The sequence below is a fragment of the Actinotalea alkalitolerans genome (assembly GCF_023369855.1).
Classification (GTDB): Bacteria; Actinomycetota; Actinomycetes; order Actinomycetales; family Cellulomonadaceae; genus Actinotalea.
This window is the reverse complement of record NZ_JAMBPP010000002.1, coordinates 56,259-77,344: the sequence shown is the minus strand read 5'-3', so window position 1 is coordinate 77,344 and position 21,086 is coordinate 56,259. Positions and strand designations below refer to the sequence as shown.

The following is a 21,086-nucleotide window of genomic DNA, read 5'->3' as shown; positions in this document are numbered from 1 at the left end:
GCGGTGCGGATGGTCCGGACCCTGCGGGCCGAGCTCGGGACCGAGCACGGCACGGTCAAGTGGGTTGCGTCCCAGCTGGGCTACGGGACGGAGTCGGTGCGGCGGTGGGCGCGTCAGGCCGACATCGATGAGGTCAGGTGCCGGGGGTGACCTCCAGGGAGTGCGTGCGGATACGCGAGCTGGAGCAGGAGAACCGCGAGCTGCGTCGGGCCGACGAGATGCTCAAGCGGGCTGCGAGTTTCGGGTCAGCTCGACCGCAGGGCGACTCAGACTGTCAGTCAGGTGGTCGTGGGGTCCCAGGCAGGGTTGTGGGGGCGACCCATGCGTGGCCCCAGGCTGCCATCGCACAAGGGTGCGAGCAGTGGGGAGGGCGAACGGCCTCCGTCCCCGAGTGAAACGTTTGACAGACTTCGCGCATGATCGATGCCATCGCCTTCCTCGACCAGTTCTGGCTGACCCTGCTGATGCTCGTGCCGATCGTGATGGTGGCCCGAGCCGTCGTGGCGGGGTCGCGCTACTCGGCGATCTTGATCATCGTGGTGTTCGGCCTCACCCTGGGCGCCCTGCTGGTGGCGACGGGTGCGGGCACCGCAGGCCTGCCGGACCTCTACCTCATGAACATGCTCTCGCGCGCCACGATCGTCGCGCTGACGGCGTCGTTCTTCGTCGGCGGTCAGGAGCTCCGGCTCCTGTTCGGCGGCGTGACGGTGCCGGACGACACCTCCGTGGTGCTCAACGACAAGGAGGTCGTGCTCGGCACCGGTCGCACGCAGTTCGTCTTCATCGTGCGGTCGTTCTTCGTGCTGCTGGGCGTGGACGCGACCGTGAGGGTCCTGCTCGGCAGCGGGGGCGGGCAGCAGCAGATCCTGCCGCTGCTCGCGTACCTGGGGCTCGTCTTCGCGGTGATCCTGATCGATCCGGGTGCCCGGATCGTCGACAAGCGCCGCTACCTGGCCAAGGGCACCGTCGAGCTGCTCCTCCTCATCCTCGTGCTGGCCGGCGCCGCCCTCATCGCCGACTGGGTGCGGGAGATCGCCGCCTTCCCGCCGATCTTCTTCGCGATGCTGATCGCCGTGGCCCTGGGGTGGTTCTGCCCACGATGGACCCACGGGCCGGCGGTGCGGGCGCTGCTGTTCGGCGGGATCCCCGTGGTGCTGGCAGCGAACTTCATCATCGGTGGCTCGCTGCTGGTGGAGTCGCTGGCGCTGGACGGCATGGCGCCGATGCTGCTGTACGGCTTCTTCGGGCAGCTCATGTGGATGTTCGGCGGGATCTCGGTGCTGATGCTGGTCGGCCGCACGGCCGCGGTGCGCAACCTTGCGCCGGGGATGGCCGGTGCGCTGTCGCACGCCGGGCTCACCGGCGCGTGCACCGCCGGTGACATGGGCGAGATCGCCAGGCGCCGCGCGCCGATCATGATCTCTGTGCCGTTCTTCGGGCACGTGTTCCTGTTCGGGATCCTCGCGTTCAGCCGCGACGCGGGGCAGCTGCTGGTGTGGCCGACGGCAGTGATGGCGGGGATCGGTCTGGTGCTCACCGCCGTGGCGCTGCGCCAGCTCCGCCGATCGGCCGGCGAGGACCGTGCCGAGGTGAAGGGGCTGATGATGTTCTCCTTCGGCTGGCAGCTGATCGCGCTGTTCGGTGGTCTGCTGATGCTGGCCCACCTGCCGCTGGCGCACTCCGTCATGGCCACGAGCGCCGCGCTGTCGCACTTCGGCATCTTCGCTGCCCTCCAGGGCGGGCTGTTCGGCGCCGAGGCTGCCGCGCTGATCGCCTTCGTGTTCGCGATGCCGTTCCTGGTGCACCCCTTCGTCTACTTCATGTTCGGCCGCGGCATGGCGCGCGACGGCGAGATGCCACGCCGACCGGCCTACGCGCTGGCCGGGCTCGGTGCGGTAGGCGTGCTGGTGGCGCTGGTCGCCCTCGCGTAGAACCCGACACCGGACGGCAGCGGGTGAGTCCCGCCGCCGTCCGGTGGCAGCCGATCGGCAGGGCCACCGACGGACGTGCCTCTCCGATCCTCTGTCGTCGCGACACACCGCTGGCGAGGCGTCCATCGCGACCATCCGCGCAAGGGCCGCCTCGGCGGCCGTGTCGTTGCACCACATGGACCTCGCGTCCACGGAGTCCATCGCGGCCTTCGGCGAGGTGCTGCGCGGCGAGGGCAACCCCGTCCACCTGCTCATCAACAACGCCGGCGTCATGACCCCACCGGACCGGCAGCCGGACGTCTCTGCGGCCGCAGCGGTCCCGCCCACATGAAGCCCGTCGCTGCCGCCGTCAGGACCGCAGCTGGTGGATGCCGTGCTTCGATGGGACGTTGGCGCAAACGGGCGGTGACAGCAGACTCGCCGGGAGCTGGCAATGGTCATTCGGGTTGGCGTGCTCGCCGTTGCCGTGACCTTGGTGGTGGCAGGTTGCACTCAGGTCTCCTATCTCACGGTGGAGAACGAGACGGGCGCACCGATGCACGTTGTGATGGACAGGACGAGGGCTCTCGGTTCAGACCTGGAGCCGGGTGAGTCCGGCACGTACATGATCGATCGGACGGACGAGTGCCTTCACGTGGCTGCATACGTGGTGGATGTCGAGGGAGCTCGGGTGTCTCGGTTGGATCCGCCGTTGTGCGACGAGCAGGTGTGGGTGGTGCAGGAGAGCGACCTACGTGCACCTACCGACCAGGAGATCCACGAGTGCCTTGGTGAGGACCTGATGGGGGTTGGAGACGAGATTGTCTATGAGTGGGAGGAAGAGCGTCGCCCGTGCAGTGAGCTGGAGCAGCGGTAGTGGCCAGGTGGAGCGATGTAGCTCCCTTCGTCGACGCACGTCTGCGATCACTCCGAACCGCCGGGCCGTCGAGATGCGCCCTGGGAAGCCTGGGTGGGGCGGCGCCTGCATCGCCCCGGCCGCACCGCACCCGACGAGGCCGTCGCCGCGGCGATCCCGGCCCCTCCGTCGGGCGATATGCAGGGTATGTCTTGTTTGTCAAGTTGATCACCGATAGCGTCGTGAGTGGCTGATCGTCCGGAGCATGTGCCGTCGGCCCCCACCGACGGGCTCTCGGTGTCGCCGCTGCGAGGAGGCAGCCGTGGACGTCAACGAGGTGATCGTCTGGATCCTGATGATCTGTATGGTCCTGGGTGGTCTGGACCGGGCCATCGGCAACAGGTTCGGGCTCGGTGAGAAGTTCGAAGAGGGCTTCATGGCCCTGGGTCCGCTGGCACTCGCGATGGTCGGTGTGATCTCGCTCGCGCCGGTCCTCGCCAAGATCCTCGAGCCGGTGGTCGTCCCGGTGTACGAGTTCCTCGGTGCCGACCCCTCGATGTTCGCCACCACCCTCCTGGCCAACGACATGGGCGGGTACTTCCTGGCCATCGAGCTCGCGCGGGACCCTGACGCCGGGCTGCTCGCCGGCCTGATCCTCGGGGCGATGATGGGCCCGACGATCGTGTTCACGATCCCCGTGGCGCTGGGGATCATCGAGAAGGAGGACCGGATCTTCCTCGCCCAGGGCGTCCTGGCCGGCATGATCACGATCCCGCTCGGCGTGCTGGTCGGTGGCCTGGTCGCCGGGTTCGACCCCGCGATGGTGCTCGCCAACCTCGTCCCGATCGTCCTGGCCGCGCTGCTCATCGCGATCGGCCTCTGGCGGATCCCCGAGAAGATGACCACGGGCTTCCTGCGCTTCGGCAAGGGGCTCGTCGCCCTGATCTCGGTCGGCCTGGTCGTCGCGGTCTTCGAGTACATGACCGGGGTGGCGATCATGCCGGAGGGCTGGGAGCTGGCACCGCCGACCGACGGTCTCTTCGTCGTCGGGCTGATCGGCATGATGCTGCTGGGCGCCTTCCCCGCGGTCTACCTGATCATCACCTTCGCGGCCAAGCCGCTGACCAAGGTCGGCCGGTCCATCGGGATCAACGACAAGGCCGCCGGCGGCATGATCGCGACGCTCGCGAACAACATCCCGATGTTCCAGATCCTCAAGGAGATGGACCCGCGCGGGAAGGTGCTCAACGTCGCCTTCGCCGTGAGCGCCGCGTTCACCTTCGGCGACCACCTCGGCTTCACCGCCGGCGTCGAGCGCACGATGATCTTCCCGATGATCGTCGGCAAGCTCACCGCAGGCATCACCGCCGTGCTCGTCGCCTACCTGTTCTTCCGCCGGACCTACCCGGCCTACGTCGAGGGGGTCTCGCCGTCGGTGCCGACCGAGACCGGCGCCGGCCCCTCGACCGGTCCCGGTGTGGTCGCGGGGCATCCAGAGACAGGGTCCACGGGCATGGTCCCGGGCGCCCCGCTGACCGACGCGTCCCCCGCTGACACCCCCGCGCAGCACCGGTCGGCGGACGGGCCCGCGCACCGCGCGGCACCTGGCGGCACGCCGGCCGCCCCAGCAGACGCCTGAGGTGGGCAGCCGTGATCATCGCGCGCGTCGTCGGGTCAGCCGTCTCGACGATCAAGGACCCGGCCCTCAGGGGCGTCAAGCTGTTGGTGGTCCGCGAGGCCACACCGAGCGACGAGCTCGTCGGCGACCCGTTCGTGGCCGTCGACGGGGTCGGCGCAGGCTCGGGAGAGCTCGTGCTGGTGGCCCGGGGCAGTGCAGCGCGGCAGTCCGACGCGACGCGTGACAGGGCCGTCGACGCCCTGATCATGGCGATCCTCGACTCGCTCGAGGTCGATGGGGACGTCACCTTCAGGAAGTCGTGAGTGGGTGACCCGAGGTGGTGCACGCGCGGGAGATGCTCAGCGTGGGAATTGACGTAGGCACGACGACCACACAGGTGGTCCTGTCGCGCCTGACGGTGCGCAACAGCCGCCGGCTCGGGTTCGTGCCGCGCCTGGAGGTCGACACCCGCGCCGTCCTCCACCAGAGCCAGGCCCACCCGACCCCGCTGACCGCGCCCGACGAGGTTGATGTGGTCCGGCTCTCGCAGCTGATCGAGGACGAGTACGGTGCCGCGGGCATCGACCCGGCCGACGTCGAGACCGGCGCCGTGATCATCACCGGGGAGACCGCGCGCACCCACAACGCCGAGGCCATCCTGGCGAGCGTCTCCGGGCTGGCGGGCGACTTCGTCGTGACGGTCGCCGGTCCGAACCTCGAGGCGCAGATCGCCGGCCGGGGCTCTGGTGCCGCGGCCTGGTCGGCGCAGCGGTACACGACGGTGGTCAACGTCGACATCGGCGGTGGTTCCTCGAACGCCGCGGTCTTCCGTTCCGGCACGCACGTGGCCTCGGCGGCGATCATGGTCGGTGGCCGGCAGGCCGTCCTGGACCGGTCGTCGGGCATCCTGACGCACCTCGCACCGTCCGGGAAGGCCATCGTGGCCGAGCTCGGCATCGACCTGCAGGAGGGGCGTCGCGCGACACTCGGTCCGCTGCGGCAGCTCACCGACGCGATGGCCGACCTGATCGTCGACCTGGTGCTCGGCCAGCACCGCCCGCTCGCGGACCGGATCGCGCTGACCCCACCGTTGCCCCCCGTCGACGACGTCACGGCCGTCTTCCTCTCCGGCGGGGTGGGGCGTTCGTACTACGGCGCCGACCCCGCCGACGACCTGGACCAGGTGGCGGTCTACGGCGATGTCGGACCGCTCCTCGCACGGTCCCTGCACGAGGACCGCAGGCTGCGGGAGCTGCCCGTCCTGGAACCAGCCGAGACCATCCGAGCCACCGTCCTGGGGGCTGCCAGCCAGACCGTGACGCTCTCCGGCTCGACTATTTGGGCAGACCCGGCCCTCCTGCCTCTGCGGAACCTGCCGGTGATCCAGCCTGCTCTGCCCGTGCCGGTGCCGTCCTCCGCCGACTTCGCCGCGACCCTCGAGGACGCGGTCCGGCGCTGGGACCGCACCGGGGACCGGAGCATCGCCCTGGCGCTCGAGCTCCCGACCGGTCTGGACTACCCGGCTCTGCGACGGCTCGCCGAGGGGGTGGTCCTGTACTCGGGCAGCCGAGGCCATGACCGTCGCCCTGTCGTGCTCGTCACCGAGAGGGACTACGCGCAGGTGCTCGGCCAGACCGTCAAGGGCCTGGCCCCGGACCTGCCTCTCGTCGCCATCGACCAGATCGGTCTGGGTGAGGGCGACTTCATCGACATCGGCCTACCGATGCTGGACGGCCGAGTCGTCCCGGTCTCGGTGAAGACATTGGTGTTCTACCACTGAGGAGGACCCGTCATGACGACGCGACCGCAGGAGGCGCGACCATGCTGCTGAGGACCAAGCTGTTCGGCGAGACGCATGAGTTCGGCGGGATCACCGAGCTCCTCGCCAAGGCCAACGAGGAGAAGTCCGGGGACCAGCAGGCCGGCATCGCGGCGCGGTCCGCGTCGGAGCGCGTCGCGGCGCGGCTCGTGCTGGCCGAGGTCCCGCTGGGGGTGATCCGGGAGAACCCCGCGGTCCCGTACGACGAGGACGAGGTCACGCGGGTCATCGACGACGCGGTCAACGAGACCGTCTTCGGCGAGATCAAGGGCTGGACGGTGGGCGACTTCCGTGAGTGGCTCCTGGCCGACACCACGACGGCCGACATGATCCGCAGGGTCAGCACCGCCCTGACCGGGGAGATGGTCGCCGGCGTCACCAAGCTGATGTCGAACCTGGACCTCATCCACGCCGCGAGCAAGATCCGCGTGAGCGCGCACTGCCAGAACACGATCGGCCTGCCGGGCACGCTCGCGTCACGCAACCAGCCGAACCACCCGACGGACTCGGTCGACGGGATCCGGGCGACCCTGTACGAGGGGCTGTCCTTCGGCTCGGGCGACAGCGTGATCGGGATCAACCCGGCGGACGACTCGGTCGGCAGCGTCTCGCGGCTCCTGGACATGACCTACGACGTGATCACGAAGTGGGAGATCCCGACCCAGAACTGCCTGCTCGCGCACGTCTCGACCCAGATGGAGGCGATGCGACGCGGGGCCCCGGTCGGGCTGGTCTTCCAGAGCCTGGCCGGCTCCCAGAAGGCGATGGACGCCTTCGGCGTCAGCGTGGGGCTGATGGACGAGGCCTACGCGATGGCCCAGAAGCACTGCTGGACCGCGGGACCGAACTACCTCTACTTCGAGACCGGCCAGGGCACGGCGCTGTCCGCGGACGCGCACTACGGCGCCGACCAGCTGGTCATGGAGGCGCGCATCTACGGCATGGCCAAGCGGTGGCACCCGTTCCAGGTGAACACGGTCGTCGGGTTCATCGGGCCGGAGTACCTCTACGACGCGGTCCAGATCACCCGGGCCGGCCTCGAGGACCACTTCATGGGCAAGCTCACCGGGATCCCGATGGGCTGCGACGCGTGCTACACGAACCATGCGAAGGCGACCCAGAACGACATCGAGAACCTCGCGGTGCTGCTGTCAGCCGCCGGGTGCAACTACTTCATGGGTGTGCCGATGGGGGACGACGCGATGTTGTCCTACCAGTGCACGAGCTACCACGACGCGCCGAGCCTGCGGCAGACGCTCGGACTACGACCGCTGCCCGAGTTCGAGCGGTGGATGGAGGACCTCGGCCTGATCAAGGACGGTCGACTGACCGCCAGGGCAGGCGACGCTTCGTTCTTCCTGCAGAGGTGAGGAGACCATGACCACCCCCGACATCGACGCCATCGTCCAGGCAGTGCTCCGCGAGCTCCGGGCCGACCACGGCGGCACGACCGGTCCGACGGCGCTCGCAGGTCCCGCGACGGGCGACGGGCTGGTCATCGACCTGCCCGACCCGACGACCGAGCAGGCCCGCCGCACGATCGGCGTCCAGGACCCGATGGACCCGGAGGGCCTGCGCAACCTGTGCGCCGCGACGACCGCGCGCCTGGGTGTCGGCCGCGCCGGGCCTCGACCCCGGACCGCGAGCCTGCTGCTCTTCCAGGCCGACCACGGCGTCACCCAGGACGCCATCTACGGCGTGGTGCCCGAGGAGGTCAAGGCGCCGCTGAACCTGTTCACGGTGTCCACGCAGGCGGCCGACCGGGCCGAGTACCTGCTGCGCCCCGACCTCGGGCGGCTGCTGTCGGCCGAGGCCAAGACCACGATCGCGGAGCGCTGCACGAAGTCTCCCGACGTGCAGATCTGCGTGGGTGACGGGCTGTCGGCAGCCGCGATCGAGAGCAACCTGGCCGACATCTACCCGGTGATCGACCAGGGCCTGCGGTCCGCCGGGCTGACGATCGGCACACCGTTCTTCATCGAGAACTGCCGGGTCGGGGTGATGAACGACGTCAACACCGTGATCGACGCCAAGGTCGTGCTGCTGCTGATCGGCGAGCGCCCGGGCCTGGGGATCGCCGACGCCATGAGTGCCTACATGGGCTTCCACCCGGAGCCCGGGAAGACCGACGCCGAGCGTGACCTGATCTGCATGATCACGGTCCACGGCGGGACGAACCCCCTCGAGGCCGGCGCCTACGTGGTCGACCTCGTCCGCACCACGCTCAAGCACGGCGCCAGCGGCGTCCATCTGCGCGAGCTCACGTCGGCGACCACCTAGCCTCCACGACCGAAGAAGGAATCACCATGGGAATCCTCGACCCCGTCAAGCCGACCATCCTGGCGGCACGGATCATCCCGAACGTCCACCCCGACTTCGCTGCGAAGCTCGAGCTCAGGCCCGAGCACCGGAGCCTCGCGCTGATCACCTGCGACATCGACGACTCGCTCTACGTCTCCCTCGACGAGGCGACGAAGATGGCCGAGGTCGAGGTCGTGTACGCGCACAGCTTCTACGCCGGCTCGGGCTACCCCTCGGGGCCGCTGTCCGGCGAGATCATCGGGATCCTCGCCGCCCCTGACCCGGCCGAGGCGCGTGCCGGCCTGAACGCCTGCATCGCCTACGCCGAGGAGTCGGCCTGGTTCTACAGTGCCGACGAGGCCGGCGAGCTCAACTTCTTCCCGCACACGATCTCGCGGACGGGGACCTACCTCAGCAAGGAGGCGGGGGTCCCGGTCGGCACCCCCCTCGCATACCTCATCGCACCTCCGATCGAGGCGACGTTCGCGATGGACGCGGCGCTCAAGGCCGCTGAGGTCCAGATGCAGCTGTGGTGGGCGCCGCCCTCGGAGACGAACTTCGGCGGCGGGCTGCTCTCCGGCAGCCAGAGCGCGTGCCGGGCGGCGTGCCAGGCGTTCCAGGACGCCGTCCTGGACGTCGCCCGGGACCCGCGGAAGTTCTGAGGCGGGCGACCGTGACCGCGGCTGAGCTGGACCTGGACCTCCGATCGGTGCAGGAGGCGCGCGACCGCGCGCTCGCGGCGCGCGAGGCCCAGCGTGCCTTCAGGTTCGCCGAGCAGGGGGATGTCGACCGGATCTGCGCGGCGATGGCCGACGTCGCCTTCCGGGAGTCTGCGCGGTGGGGTGAGATGGCGGCTGAGGAGACGGGGTACGGCCTCGCGGCGCACAAGCGACTCAAGAACGAGTTCGCCAGCCGGGACGTGTGGGAGTCGATCAAGGACATCCCGACCTGCGGAGTGCTGCGTCGCGACGAGGTGCACCAGGTGGTCGAGATCGGCTGGCCGGTCGGGGTGGTCGCCGCCCTGACGCCGTCGACGAACCCGACCTCGACCGCGATCTTCAAGATCCTGATCGCGGTCAAGGCCCGCAACGCGGTGGTCGTCGCCCCCCACCCGACCGCTGTGCGGTGCACGAGTGCGGCCGTCGCGGGGATGGCCGCAGCAGGAGAGGCGGCCGGGATGCCGCCCGGCCTGGTCAGCTCGCTGAACCTGGTCACGCTGAACGGCACCCACGAGCTGATGAGCCACTACGCGACCTCGATGATCCTCGCCACGGGTGGCACCCCGATGGTCAAGGCCGCGCACAGCGTCGGCAAGCCTGCCCTCGGGGTGGGGCCGGGCAACGTGCCCGTCTACGTCGACCGTTCGGCCGACGTCGCGCGGGCCGCGACCGACATCGTGAGCTCGAAGGCGTTCGACTGCTCGACGATCTGCGCGACCGAGCAGACGGTGGTGGCCGACCGGCCGATCGCCGCGCAGCTGCGTCGCGAGATGGCTGACGCCGGGGCGCACTGGATCGACCGGGCGGCTGCTGAGCGGCTCGGTCGCCTGATGTTCCGCCCCGGCGGGACGATGGACCCCCGGTACGTGGGCCGGACACCGAGGCAGATCGGCGAGCTGGCCGGGATCGACGTGCCCGGCTCGGCGCGGGTGCTGGTGGCCGACCTCGAGGGTGTCGGCCCGGCCCACCCGCTGTCGCGGGAGAAGCTGACGACGGTGCTGGGCTTCATCGAGGAGGACGGCTGGCGCGCCGGGTGCGAGCGCTCGATCGAGATCCTGACGTTCGGCGGTGACGGGCACTCCCTGGTCCTGCACGCCCAGGACGAGGACGTCGTCCTGGCGTTCGGCATCGAGAAACCTGCCTTCCGCATCCTGGTCAACACGTGGGGGACCTTCGGTGCGATCGGCGCGTCGACCGGGCTGATGCCGTCGATGACGCTGGCACCCGGTGGCCTCGGTGGGTCGGTCGTGAGCGACAATATCACGGTCCACCACCTGCTCAACGTCAAGCGGCTCGCGTACGAGACCCGACGACCACCTGCCGAGGCGTTCAGCCGACCAGGTCACGCGGGTGCGTCCGACGCCGGACCGGGCACGGCCACGAACGGTCGAGCGGGCACGGTCGACGTGGACCTTGTGACCGAGGTCGTCCGGCGGGTCCTGCAGGAGGTGAGGAGATGAACGACATGACGGGTGACCCTCCGGTCGAACCCCGGACGGGATCTCCGCCCCGCCGACCGCGAGCGCCGCGGTCCGATGCGCCGCCCTCCCCGGCGGAACCAGCACCACCGGTGCCGCTGGTCGGCCCGGACGACACGGCCCGACCAGCTGCCCCACCGTCCACAACCACACCGCAGTTCGAGAAGCGAAGGAGCACGGAGATGGCCAACATCCAGATGATCGCCCTCGGGATGGTCGAGACCAGGGGGCTGGTCGGCGCGATCGAGGCGGCAGACGCCATGGTCAAGGCGGCGAACGTGAAGCTGATCGGCAAGGAGCAGATCGGCGGCGGGTACGTCACGGTCATGGTGCGTGGGGACGTCGGCGCGGTCAAGGCCGCGACCGACGCCGGAGCCGCAGCCGCCGATCGGGTGGGTGACCTCGTGTCCGTGCACGTGATCCCGCGCCCGCACGGCGACGTCGAGCTGATCCTCCCGCACACCGACGAGGTCTGACGGACAGCGGACGCTCAGGGAGGGGACGCGTGACATGGACCGCTCGGTGAGGCGTGCCCTGACGGCGGCCGACGTGCGCACGGCGGCTGCCGCGGGGCGACGTGAGATCGACGCGCCGCGCGGGACGATCGTGACCGCCCTGGCGCGCGACACCGCGCGCGAGCTCGGGGTGACCCTGCGCCAGCAGGTCCCGACGGGTGCTCCGGTGGCTCCTTCCGGATCGCTCGAGCAGGAGGTCCGGCGCATCGTCACCACGGTGCTCGGGGCCGGGACCGCCGGAGCCGTCGGTGGTCCCGGCACGGGTCGCGGCGTGCGCCACGTCGACGCACGGGACGTGCGTCTCGAACCGTTCACGCACCCGGGCCCCGAGCCTGGGCAGGAGGTGCGCGCGGTGGACGTCATCACCGCGGCCGACGGCGCACCCATGGCGGCCGGTTTCCTCACCCTCACGCGCGGCTGCTTCCCGTGGACGCTGACCTACGACGAGGTGCAGTACGTCATCGAGGGGGAGCTGCACATCGGCACCCACGACGGCACCGTCGTGGGCCGACCGGGAGACGTCCTGTACGTGCCCAAGGGCACGGCGATCACCTTCGGGACACCCTCGTGGGCCAGGTTCCTGTACGTCACGTACCCCGCGGACTGGGAGGCGAGCTCCACGTGATCGTGACCGAGTCGGCCCTTCGGGAGCAGCTGCGTCAGCCGCGCGCCGGCGCGCAGGTGACCGTGCCCAGGGGCGCGACCCTCTCGCCGTCCGCACAGGACCTGGTCGCCCACTGGGGTCTGGTCCTGGTCGAGGCCGACCCGGTCGAGAGTCCCCGCGCCGGACCGGCGGGGCGCGCTTCGTGGGACCGGCCGAGCACCTTCCCGGTGCGCCTCGGGACGGCCACCCCGACCTGCACCACGTGCGGTGGGCCGGTGGACGTCAAGCCCGATGCCCTGACCCAGCTCGACGCGTGCCACCTCGCGCCCAAGACCCACCCCCGGATCCGGCTTCGAGGTCGGGTCGACTCGCTCCAGGCCCTCGCGCTGCTGACGGCTGCGCGGGCGCGGGAGGCCGGCAGCGCCGAGCTGGCCCGACACCTGGGCACGGTGGCCGCCTACTGCCGCGAGCTGATGTCGGCGGAGTACAACGAGCGGGCAGCCGGGCCCGTGGAGGTCGACGGGCTCGACGAGGCCGCCGTGCACGACGTCACCCACGACCCGCGCGGGCGGCTGGGTGTGGACCACCTCACGCCCGGTGCCGGGGACCCCGAGCTGCTCCACTGGCTCAACCTGCTGCGCTGCGAGGTCCGCGAGGTCGAGGTGCTCGCCCTGGAGGCCTTCGGATCCCCGCACCACCCCTACGGGGCGTCGGTCGTGCACGGCCTGAACCGGCTCTCGAGCGTCGTCTACTACCTCGAGCTGAAGCTGGTCGCGGCGGGTGGGTCGCCATGGTGAGTGCCCTCAACCCCGACCTGAGCCGACTGCTCGACGCCGCGGACGCGGTGGTGCACGCCCGCGGCCCGGTCACCACGAAGGGTGCGTTGCGCGTGGGCGTCGACCTCGGCACCGCGTACACGGTGCTCTTCGTCGTCGACGCCTCGGGCCTCCCGGTGGCCGGGGCGTACCGCTACGCAGAGGTCGTCCGGGACGGCGTCGTCCTGGACTTCGCCGGCGCGGTCGCGCTGGTGCGGGAGCTGCGGGCCGAGGTCGAGGCCAGGATCGGTGTCGACCTCGTGACCGCGGCCGTGACCATCCCGCCGGGTGTCCCGATCACCGAGCTCAGGGCGCATCGGTACGTGGTCGAGGCCGCCGGCCTGGAGTGCACGGCCGTCGTGGACGAGCCGACGGCCGCCAACGCCGTCCTGGGGCTGCGCGACGGCGCGGTGGTGGACGTCGGCGGCGGTACCACCGGTACCGCGGTGCTTCGTGGGGGAGAGGTCATCGCGCTCGCCGACGAGCCGACCGGCGGCACGCACCTGAGCCTGGTGATCGCCGGCCACCACAGGATCGGCTTCGACGAGGCCGAGGTCATGAAGCGGGACCCTGCCAACCACGACCGTCTGCTGCCCCTGGTGCGACCGGTCCTGGAGAAGATCGCGACGATCGTGGCCCGCCACCTCGCCGGGCACGACGTCGAGGAGATCTTCCTCGTCGGTGGCACGAGCGCCTTCGCCGGCATCGAGCAGGTCGTGACCTCGGTGACCGGGATCCGGGCCGTCGTCCCGGGGAACCCCCTCTTCGTCACGCCACTGGGAATCGCGTTCCACGACGTGCCCGCGGTGCTCGCGCGCTCCGGGTCGGGAGGCAGACCATGACCGACAGCGACTTCCAGCTCCGGGCCTACGTCCACCTGGACCGGATGCAGCCGCAGTACGCGGCCTTCGTCGGAGCGATCACCCAGGGCGACCCGCCGATCGAGGGGATGGCGAGCCTCTACGTCGAGATGGCTCCCGGCAACTGGGTGTTCCGGGTGATCGACAAGGTCGTCAAGAGCACCGACGTGCGGCCCGGCGCGCAGGTCGTCGAGCGCGAGTTCGGCATGTTCGAGGTGCACTCGCTGTCCCAGGCTGACGTCCTGCGGGCCGGTGAGGTGACACTCGAGGAGCTCGGACGCACCCTGGCCGACCGGGTCCGTCCGGAGATCGCCTCGATGCAGGTCATCACCAACGTCAACCCGTACCAGGCCCAGCTGCTCAACCGGTTCTCGCGCGGCACGATGCTCGTGGCCGGCCAGACCATGCTCGTCATCGAGGTCGCGCCGGCGGCCTACATCAACCTGGCGGCCAACGAGGCGGAGAAGGCGGCCCCGGTCAACCTCATGCACGTCACGTCCGTCGGACGGTTCGGCCGGCTGTGGATGGCCGGGCGGGAGGCGGACATCCTGGCCGCACGGGACGCCGCGGTGGCGTCGGTCGAGGCGATACGAGGGATGTGAGGATCATGGCGCGCACGTTCATCACCCGGGCGGAGATCGACCGGCTCGCGGACGCGGGCGAGCTGCTGCTCGAGGTCGACTCCCGCACGACCGTGACCGACCTCGCTCGCGAGCGCGCACGGGAGCGGGGGCTCCGCATCGTCGCGCGGGACACGGCGGGTGCGACGCCCGGGACGACCGGGTCGTGCGCGACCGAGCCGAACGTCGCGGCCCTGCCCGCCGAGCAACGGGCCGAGGTGCGTGCCGCCGTGGTCGGAGCGCTCGGCCGTGAGCCCGACGGCCTCGATGCGGCCATCGAGCGGGTCCTGCGCCGGCGGGGCTGACGTCCCTCAGGTGCACGACCCTCGTCTGGCCGGCCCGCCCGCCTGCCCGCCGGCCCGCGTGAGCGCGGCTCCGCCGCCGAGCGTGGGCGGACGAGTCCGGGCATCGGCTGCGTCTCCCTGCACCTCGAGCCCCCTCCGGTCGTAGCCTGAGGAGGTGCGCCGGCACCGGTCGCAGTCCTTCGCGGACCTCGGCGCGGTCGACGTCATCCTCATCGAGGAGGAGGACGTCACCGCCGACGAGGCACGAACGGTGCTGCACCAGCTCGCCCTGGAGGCGATGGACCGGCGTGCGACGTCGCCCGGGGACCCGCATCCGCTCTCCCCACCGGACGAGCCCGGCGGCGGCGTGGTGCTCGCGCGTCGGGTGCGGCGTCGCCGGGTCGTGCGGACGGTCGTGGTCGCGGCGCTCCTGGTCGTCGTGGCGGTCGCGACGCAGGTCGTCGACGCGCGGCAGTCGGCCGCCCGGCACGCGGCTCTGGTCGCGGAGCCCGGTGTCCTGGCTGCGGTGCCCACGGCGCCCGGTGTGGTGTGGAGGGTTCCGGGGCGGTGGGTGGGCGGCCAGGCGGACACGCTCCTGGCGGTCGACGACCGGGGGGTGCTGCAGGGGCTCGACCCGGCCACGGGTGAGATGACCTGGGTCGCGTCGGGGTCGGTGGGCGGGGCCACGGACGCCGGGCGCTGCTTCGCGGTGGACGAGGGGCTGCGGCCTGACCGTGCGCCGGTCGACGACGGTCCGGCCGGACTGGTCGCGTGCGTGACCGACGTGGACGGTGGGGTCACCGACGTGGGCGGTGCGGGCCAGGACTCCGCGCGGGTCCAGGTCGTGGTCGTCGACTCCGCGACGGGGACCACCGTGCACGACGTCACCGTGGACGGCGTCCTGCTCACCGCCGAGCCCGTCGGTCGGGACCTCCTCCTCGCGCTCGGTCTGCCCGACGGTCGTGTCCGGGTCTCCCGCTGGGACCTCGGGACGGGGGCGTGGCGCTGGGACCACGTGGCTGCCACCCCGGCGCAGGCCGGGCAGGTGGGCGCAGGGGTCGCGGTCGGACGTGGACCGGACGTGCTGAGGATCGGTGACCTGAGTCTTGACCTGGCCACGGGCGAGGAGGTCGATCCGACGATCGCCCGCCGCGCTCCGCTCCGGTACCAGGAGCACCTTCTCCCGGGAGGGGCCCGGGCGTCGTGGTCGTGGTACCCGGAGGGTCGTTCGGGCCGGGGGCGCATCACGAGCACCGGGTCGGCGCGGACGGTGCCGTTGGCCGGGCCGCCGCTCGTCCCGCCCCTCACCGACACGTCGCAACCCGGGACGCTCGTGGTGCTGACCACTCGCGGGGACCGGCTGCGGGGGGTGGATCTCAGGTCCGGTCAGGTGCGCTGGTCGCGACCGTTCTGGGGAGACGCCGCGGTCCAGGCGACGGCGCAGGTGGACGGTGTGATGGTCCTGGACGACGGTGCCACGGTGACCGCGCTGGACGTCCGGACCGGCGAGACCCTGTGGGAGGCGTCGGTCGAGCCGGCCGTGACGCGGGAGTCCGCACTGACCGACGGGACCGTCGTCGTGCTCCCGGTGCGTGACGCCGGTGCGCTGCTCCTCGAGGCCCGACGGATCGTCGACGGCGAGGTGGTCTGGCGTGCGGGCGCCCCACCCGGGACGGTTGCGCTCGCCGTGGTGGACCACCACCTCCTCGCGTCCACCGGTGACGAGGTGGTGGGGCTCGGGTGACCAGGAGAGCCCGCCGACCCGCCGTTCCGCCTACCCTGGGGCCGTGCAGCCGGAACCGCTGGTGCGCCTGCCCGACGGCACCGCCGTGCAGGTCTCCCCGTTGACCGGCACCGTGGTGTGGAGCGTGCCGCGGCGCGGGCACCGACCGATCGCGACCCCGCAGGTGGGGCGCCGTGCGGTCGAGCCGGATGGGCCCGTCGACAGGTGCGAGTTCTGCCCCGACCGGTACCTGGAGACCACGCCGGAGAAGTCACGCCTGGTCCGCGACGCCGCGGGCTGGTCGCTGCGCAGCGGGCTCACGGCCGCCGAGGTCGTCGCGAGCGCCGCGGAGTTCCGCCGGTTCGCCAACCTCTTCGAGATCCTCACCGTCGACCACTGGCGCCGCAACCACGGGTTCGTGCTGCCGCCCACGGTGGTCGCGCGGGCGGCGCGGTACGCCGCCGACCCGCTGGGCCGTGCCCACACCCTGGCCGTCCTGCGACGGCGCGCCGCGGCCGAGGGAGTGGGGGATGGCGCCTGGGACGCTCTGACCGAGGCGGAGCAGCTCGCCGGGGCACCGGATCTCTTCGCCGGGACGCATGACGTCGTCGTCGCGCGACGCCACCTCGTGGACGGCGCGCAGCACGACGACGAGCTCGCGGGCTCGGGGACGCTGACCACCCTGGAGCACGTCGGCTTCGTCGCGTTCACGATCGAGGCGCTGCGCTCGCTCTACGCCGAGCAGCCGCACGCCTGCTACGTGGCGGCGTTCCAGAACTGGCTGAGACCGGCCGGAGCCTCCTTCGACCACCTGCACAAGCAGCTCGTGGCCGTCGACGAGCACGGGCCTCTCCTGGACGGGCTGCTCGGCCGGCTGCGCGAGGACCCGGACCTGGTGACCACCGCGGTGCTCGACCATGCGGCCGAGCACCGCCTGGTGGTCGCCGAGAACGACCACGCGGTCGCCGTCGTCGGGATCGGTCACCGTCGTCCCTCGCTCGTGGTCTGGGCGACGGGTCCGCCACGGCTGCCCTGGGAGCACGGTGAGCACGAGGTCCAGGCGGTGTCCGACCTGCTGCACGCCCTGCACGCGGTGACCGGGGTGCACGTCCCGACCAACGAGGTCTGGTTCCACCGGCCACCGGGCGCGGCCGAGGCCCTCCCGTGGCACGTCGTGCTCACCCGGCGGGACACGAACCTCGCCGGCTTCGAGGCCGGCACCGAGATCCACGTGACGGCGGTCGACCCCGCGGTGATGCGCGACGACGTCGTCGGCGGTCTGCTGCGACTGAGGGAGGCCGGCGCGATCGCCCCGATGCGGGTGGGGGACGAGTGCAGTCACCGCCTGGGGACGCTGCGCGCGCGGTAGGCGGCGGCCTGCGTCCTGTCAGCGTGATCGACGCGCGGGGTGCGCACCTGGCCTGCGGCTCAGCTCTCGCGGGCCGCGTGGCGCAGCGCGAAGGCCGCGACGACCAGCACCGCTCCGGTGCCCCACGCGCCGAGGACGCCCGGACCCGGGAGCAACACCGCGAGCGCCACGCCACCCAGGACCAGGACGGCGGCCAGCACCGCGTAGAGCCGCATGCCGTACAGGAAGACGAACGGCAGGTAGTGCGCGCCGACGACGACCATCGCGGCCGGGAAGAACAGGTCGGGACGTTGGGTCGCCAGTGCGAGGGCCACGAGGAGCCCGATCGGGACGGTGAAGGCGATCTGGGTCGCCAGTCCTGCGAACGGGTGGCCCCGACCCAAGGACGCCGCTCGGCCCGAGACGCGCAGCGCGAGAGCTGTGAGCGGGAAGATCAGCATCCCGCCGAACCACAGCGCGGCCGTTCCCGCAGCGGTCGAGACCCACGTCGTGGCTGCGGCCGCCAGGAGCCAGACCGCGCCGGAGACGAGCTGGCCGTAGAAACCCCCGACGTAGACCCTGCGGAGGTCACGTTGCGCGTCGGCGATCAGCATCGACGTCGAGGTCCCCTCACCGGTCGGCGGGTCGCTGGTGGTCACCGAGCGTGGTCGCGCGGCTGTCGGTTCATGGGCCGCCCTGATCGGGCCAGTGTGCCGCGCCGAGCAGGGTGAGGTCCGGGACCATCGGTCTGCTGGCGAAGGACGCCTTCGGTGAGCACCATCGCCCGCTCACCGTTGCAGGACCACGACCCGGTCGAGCGCCGTCAGCTTCTCCGGGTTGCGCGTCACGTACAGCGCGGTGACCAGGCCCCCCTCGAGCTGGAACGAGGCGATCGTGTCGACGACCCCGCCGATCACCACCCGGAGGGCCGGCGCGCCGTTGACCGTCACCACGTCGGCCCTCTCGACCACCTCGTCCTTGGCGACGCCTGCCAGGAAGCGCACCACCTTGTCCCGGCCGTGGATGGGCCGCCGTGCGGCCTTCTTGAGCCCACCGCCGTCGGAGAACAGGACGACGTCCGGGGCGAGCACCTCCATCAGGCCCTGCAGGTCGCCGGTGGTCGCGGCGGCGACGAACCGGACCACCACCGCCTGGCGCTGCTCGGCTGAGACCGACCCGCGCGGCCGACGGGTCGCCACGTGCTCGCGGGCGCGGTGCGCGATCTGGCGCACCGCCGCCGGTGTCTTGCCGACCGCGTCGGCGATCTCGTCGTAGGGCACGTCGAAGACCTCGCGCAGCACGAAGACCGCGCGCTCGGTGGGGGACAACGTCTCGAGGACCATGAGCATCGCGGTCGAGACGCTGTCGGCGAGCGCGACGTCATCGGCCACGTCCGGTGCGGTGAGCAGCGGTTCGGGGAGCCAGGGGCCGACGTACGTCTCGCGACGTCGCGCCATCGTCCGCAGCCGGTTGAGGGCCTGGCGGGTCGTGATGCGCACCAGGTAGGCGCGGTGGTCGCGCACGGTGGCCAGGTCGACGTCGGCCCAGCGCAGCCAGGTCTCCTGCAGCACGTCCTCGGCGTCGGCCGCCGAACCGAGGATCTCGTAGGCGACCGTGAAGAGCAGGTTGCGGTGGGTGACGAAGGCGTCGGTGCCGTTCACGAGGTCGAGCGTAGGCCGTCGGCCGGTCGGGCCAGCGGGAGCTCGCACACCTCGGAGAAGCCCTGGCTCTGCAGGCCCGCGGCCGAGTTGAAGCGGGATCGCATGTTCTCCAGGGCGATCACCTGGGTCAGCTCGACCACGGCGGGGGCACCGAGCCGGTCGACGAGGCCCTCGACCATCGTGTCGGTCACGGTGAGCGGGGTCGTGGACATCGCCTCGGCGTACTCCATCACCGCGCGCTCGACGTCGGTGAACACCTCGCTGGTGCGCCAGCGCGGCACCTCGCGGACCTTGGTCAGGTCGAGGCCGTCGGTGTGGGCGACGAAGTACCCGAAGTCCAGGCACCAGCTGCAGCCGATCACCCCGGCGCTGGCGATCTCGGCGTAGGACCTGAGGTGGCGGTCCAGGCGGTCGAACCTCGTGACCCTGCCCTCGAAGGACATCACCGCGCGCAGGACCTTGCGGTTGTGGAGCAGGACGTACGCGTTGTCCGGGACCTTGCCGTAGGTCCGCCGGGCGTAGAACGACAGGAGGGTGCCGAACAGGCCGGTCGTGGGGGCCGGGGGGATGCGGAAGGTGCTGGGCACGGCGATCACGTCCTCGTGCTGTGGGGATGATGACGCACACAAGACACCGGCGGGGGCTCCGGTGTGACAGGTGCCCCGTCACCGAGGTGTCGGTGCGCCGGCCTCAGGCTCCGGACGAGGCCGGGGCCGGGGGGAGGTTCGCGAGGGTGGCGGTCGCCCAGGCGATCGCCACCAGGTAGGCCTCGGCGAGCTCGGTCGAGAGGGGCTCCGCCTCGGGTGGGACGCCGCGCTCGTAGGCGATCACCGCGGCCAGGAGCTCACCCAGCGGACCGGTCGAGTCGATCAGCGCCGCGTGGAGCTCGTCGGAGAGCGACAGGTTCTCCAGGATCGCGTGGAGGGGGACGCCCAGGACGATGTCGAGCCGGCTGAGCAGACCGGCCGTGAACGCCGCCCCGGGGTGCAGGTCGAGCCGGTCGGCGAGGAGCTCGCAGGTGCGGGCCCGGACCACCGCGGCGGCGAGCTGCTCCTGGTCGCCGCCACCGGCGTCCGCCGAGGCCAGGAGCATCACCCAGGCGCGGAGCCGTTCGGTGCCGAGCATGACGAGCGCGTCGTGCACCGAGCCGAGCTTGCGGCGCAGGCCGGTGGCCGCGGTGTTGGCGGCGTGCAGCACGCGGTAGGTGAGCCCCGCGTCCCGGTGCACCAGGTCCTCGATGTCCTCGAGGGTGAGGCTCGGGTCGGAGAGCCGGTGCAGGAGCCCCAGGCAGGCGAGCCGGTCGGGGGTCAGGGTGACCGCGGAGAGGGTCTCGGGCCGCAGCAGGTGGTAGCCCTGGAAGAGGTCGAAGCCGAGGGTTCGGCACATCTCCAGGTCGGCAGCGGTCTCCACACGCTCGGCGACCAGCAGCACGTCATGGGCGCGGAGCTGCAGCACGGTGGTTGCCAGGGCCGAGGCGGAGAGCTGGCTGATGTCGACCTTGACGTAGGTGATGTCGGGCATCAGGGCGACGCGGTCCGTCTGGTCCCACAGGAAGTCGTCCAGGGCGAGGTCGAACCCCTCGGCGCGGAGGCGCTGCACGCCCTCGCGCACCGCCTCGTCGACCACCACTCCCTCGACGAGCTCGAGCACCACCGCGTGGGGATCGAAGGGGATCGGCAGCTCGCCGACGACGAACGGGCGCGTGAGGTTGACGAACGCGAGCCCGCCACCGACCAGCTGGTCCAGCCCGAAGGCGGTGAAGGTGTTCAGGACGACGGTCGTCGTGGCCAGGTCACCGGCGTCGGGGCCGGCGCCCGTGCTGGTGCTGTGGGCGCGGAACAGCAGCTCGTGACCCCGGACCGTCAGGGAGCGGTCGTAGATGGGCTGCCGCGCGACGTGCACCCAGCCCGCGGTCGGCTGCGGGGTGACGGCGGTGAGGTCCACCAGGACTCATC

Annotated in this window: 22 protein-coding genes and 1 pseudogene; 19 read left to right on the top strand and 4 right to left on the bottom strand. The window is 71.5% G+C overall.

Translation table 11 applies throughout. The features are described from left to right. From M1R94_RS02155 to M1R94_RS02065, 19 genes and pseudogenes are all read left to right on the top strand, one after another. Positions 1–257: pseudogene (locus M1R94_RS02155) on the top strand (transposase); the annotation flags it as partial. 159 nt (positions 258–416) lie between these two features. Further along, positions 417–1,931, top strand: coding sequence for a hypothetical protein (locus M1R94_RS02150; protein WP_249380026.1), 1,515 nt, complete (start codon positions 417–419; stop codon positions 1,929–1,931). A 175-nt stretch (positions 1,932–2,106) separates the two neighbouring features. Continuing rightward, positions 2,107–2,262, top strand: a complete 156-nt coding sequence (locus M1R94_RS02145) for a hypothetical protein (protein ID WP_249380025.1) — start codon at positions 2,107–2,109, stop codon at positions 2,260–2,262. A gap of 180 nt (positions 2,263–2,442) precedes the next feature. Then, positions 2,443–2,787 (top strand): hypothetical protein, encoded by a 345-nt coding sequence (locus tag M1R94_RS02140; RefSeq protein ID WP_249380024.1) that lies wholly within the window; start codon positions 2,443–2,445, stop codon positions 2,785–2,787. A 301-nt stretch (positions 2,788–3,088) separates the two neighbouring features. After that, a complete protein-coding gene (locus M1R94_RS02135) occupies positions 3,089–4,405 on the top strand; it encodes an ethanolamine utilization protein EutH (protein WP_249380023.1) in 1,317 nt (438 codons plus the stop codon). A gap of 11 nt (positions 4,406–4,416) precedes the next feature. Beyond that, complete coding sequence (locus tag M1R94_RS02130) at positions 4,417–4,707, top strand: EutN/CcmL family microcompartment protein (RefSeq protein ID WP_249380022.1); 291 nt, start codon at positions 4,417–4,419, stop codon at positions 4,705–4,707. A gap of 32 nt (positions 4,708–4,739) precedes the next feature. Continuing rightward, positions 4,740–6,164, top strand: a complete 1,425-nt coding sequence (locus M1R94_RS02125) for an ethanolamine ammonia-lyase reactivating factor EutA (protein ID WP_249380021.1) — start codon at positions 4,740–4,742, stop codon at positions 6,162–6,164. Positions 6,165–6,205: 41 nt separating this feature from the next. Beyond that, positions 6,206–7,573, top strand: a complete 1,368-nt coding sequence (locus tag M1R94_RS02120; protein WP_249380020.1) for an ethanolamine ammonia-lyase subunit EutB — start codon at positions 6,206–6,208, stop codon at positions 7,571–7,573. 7 nt (positions 7,574–7,580) lie between these two features. Beyond that, entirely contained in the window at positions 7,581–8,483 is a 903-nt protein-coding gene (gene eutC / locus M1R94_RS02115; RefSeq protein WP_249380019.1) for an ethanolamine ammonia-lyase subunit EutC, read from the top strand. Positions 8,484–8,509: 26 nt separating this feature from the next. Then, entirely contained in the window at positions 8,510–9,166 is a 657-nt protein-coding gene (gene eutL / locus M1R94_RS02110) for an ethanolamine utilization microcompartment protein EutL (protein ID WP_249380018.1), read from the top strand. An 11-nt stretch (positions 9,167–9,177) separates the two neighbouring features. Then, on the top strand, positions 9,178–10,683 hold the full coding sequence (locus M1R94_RS02105) for an aldehyde dehydrogenase family protein (RefSeq protein WP_249380017.1): 1,506 nt from the start codon (positions 9,178–9,180) through the stop codon (positions 10,681–10,683). 209 nt (positions 10,684–10,892) lie between these two features. After that, positions 10,893–11,177, top strand: coding sequence for an ethanolamine utilization microcompartment protein EutM (gene eutM / locus M1R94_RS02100; RefSeq protein WP_374109422.1), 285 nt, complete (start codon positions 10,893–10,895; stop codon positions 11,175–11,177). Positions 11,178–11,223: 46 nt separating this feature from the next. Beyond that, complete coding sequence (locus M1R94_RS02095) at positions 11,224–11,841, top strand: cupin domain-containing protein (protein WP_249380016.1); 618 nt, start codon at positions 11,224–11,226, stop codon at positions 11,839–11,841. Then, positions 11,838–12,617, top strand: coding sequence for a hypothetical protein (locus tag M1R94_RS20645; RefSeq protein WP_249380015.1), 780 nt, complete (start codon positions 11,838–11,840; stop codon positions 12,615–12,617). The genes M1R94_RS02095 and M1R94_RS20645 overlap by 4 nt, the downstream gene beginning before the upstream one ends. Beyond that, positions 12,611–13,477: an ethanolamine utilization protein EutJ gene (eutJ, locus tag M1R94_RS02085; RefSeq protein WP_249380014.1), complete on the top strand. Its 867-nt coding sequence runs from the start codon at positions 12,611–12,613 to the stop codon at positions 13,475–13,477. The genes M1R94_RS20645 and eutJ overlap by 7 nt, the downstream gene beginning before the upstream one ends. After that, positions 13,474–14,097, top strand: a complete 624-nt coding sequence (locus M1R94_RS02080) for a hypothetical protein (RefSeq protein WP_249380013.1) — start codon at positions 13,474–13,476, stop codon at positions 14,095–14,097. The genes eutJ and M1R94_RS02080 overlap by 4 nt, the downstream gene beginning before the upstream one ends. Before the next feature lie 5 nt (positions 14,098–14,102). Next, positions 14,103–14,420, top strand: coding sequence for a hypothetical protein (locus M1R94_RS02075; RefSeq protein ID WP_249380012.1), 318 nt, complete (start codon positions 14,103–14,105; stop codon positions 14,418–14,420). Between the two features lie 154 nt (positions 14,421–14,574). Then, on the top strand, positions 14,575–16,143 hold the full coding sequence (locus M1R94_RS02070) for an outer membrane protein assembly factor BamB family protein (RefSeq protein WP_308199860.1): 1,569 nt from the start codon (positions 14,575–14,577) through the stop codon (positions 16,141–16,143). A gap of 43 nt (positions 16,144–16,186) precedes the next feature. Continuing rightward, positions 16,187–17,491 (top strand): DUF4921 family protein, encoded by a 1,305-nt coding sequence (locus tag M1R94_RS02065; RefSeq protein ID WP_249380011.1) that lies wholly within the window; start codon positions 16,187–16,189, stop codon positions 17,489–17,491. Positions 17,492–17,550: 59 nt separating this feature from the next. Here M1R94_RS02065 and M1R94_RS02060 read toward each other — a convergent pair whose 3' ends face one another. The 4 genes from M1R94_RS02060 to M1R94_RS02045 all read right to left on the bottom strand — a co-directional run bounded on the left by M1R94_RS02060 (position 17,551) and on the right by M1R94_RS02045 (position 21,075). Further along, positions 17,551–18,129, bottom strand: coding sequence for a DUF7010 family protein (locus tag M1R94_RS02060; RefSeq protein WP_249380010.1), 579 nt, complete (start codon positions 18,127–18,129; stop codon positions 17,551–17,553). A 129-nt stretch (positions 18,130–18,258) separates the two neighbouring features. Beyond that, a complete protein-coding gene (locus M1R94_RS02055) occupies positions 18,259–19,131 on the bottom strand; it encodes an RNA polymerase sigma-70 factor (protein WP_249380009.1) in 873 nt (290 codons plus the stop codon). After that, complete coding sequence (locus M1R94_RS02050; RefSeq protein ID WP_249380008.1) at positions 19,128–19,718, bottom strand: carboxymuconolactone decarboxylase family protein; 591 nt, start codon at positions 19,716–19,718, stop codon at positions 19,128–19,130. The genes M1R94_RS02055 and M1R94_RS02050 overlap by 4 nt, the downstream gene beginning before the upstream one ends. A gap of 103 nt (positions 19,719–19,821) precedes the next feature. Beyond that, positions 19,822–21,075 carry an EAL and HDOD domain-containing protein gene (locus M1R94_RS02045; RefSeq protein ID WP_249380007.1) on the bottom strand — a complete coding sequence of 418 codons (1,254 nt, stop codon included), beginning with the start codon at positions 21,073–21,075 and terminating at the stop codon, positions 19,822–19,824. Between the last annotated feature and the right edge of the window lie 11 nt (positions 21,076–21,086).

Excerpts from the sequence above, each read along its gene's own strand:
- M1R94_RS02150 (WP_249380026.1), top strand. The coding sequence starts at position 417 with ATGATCGATGCCATCGCCTTCCTCGACCAGTTCTGGCTGACCCTGCTG.
- M1R94_RS02145 (WP_249380025.1), top strand. The coding sequence starts at position 2,107 with ATGGACCTCGCGTCCACGGAGTCCATCGCGGCCTTCGGCGAGGTGCTG.
- M1R94_RS02125 (WP_249380021.1), top strand. The coding sequence starts at position 4,740 with ATGCTCAGCGTGGGAATTGACGTAGGCACGACGACCACACAGGTGGTC.
- M1R94_RS02120 (WP_249380020.1), top strand. The coding sequence starts at position 6,206 with ATGCTGCTGAGGACCAAGCTGTTCGGCGAGACGCATGAGTTCGGCGGG.
- eutC (WP_249380019.1), top strand. The coding sequence starts at position 7,581 with ATGACCACCCCCGACATCGACGCCATCGTCCAGGCAGTGCTCCGCGAG.
- eutL (WP_249380018.1), top strand. The coding sequence starts at position 8,510 with ATGGGAATCCTCGACCCCGTCAAGCCGACCATCCTGGCGGCACGGATC.
- eutJ (WP_249380014.1), top strand. The coding sequence starts at position 12,611 with ATGGTGAGTGCCCTCAACCCCGACCTGAGCCGACTGCTCGACGCCGCG.
- M1R94_RS02080 (WP_249380013.1), top strand. The coding sequence starts at position 13,474 with ATGACCGACAGCGACTTCCAGCTCCGGGCCTACGTCCACCTGGACCGG.
- M1R94_RS02075 (WP_249380012.1), top strand. The coding sequence starts at position 14,103 with ATGGCGCGCACGTTCATCACCCGGGCGGAGATCGACCGGCTCGCGGAC.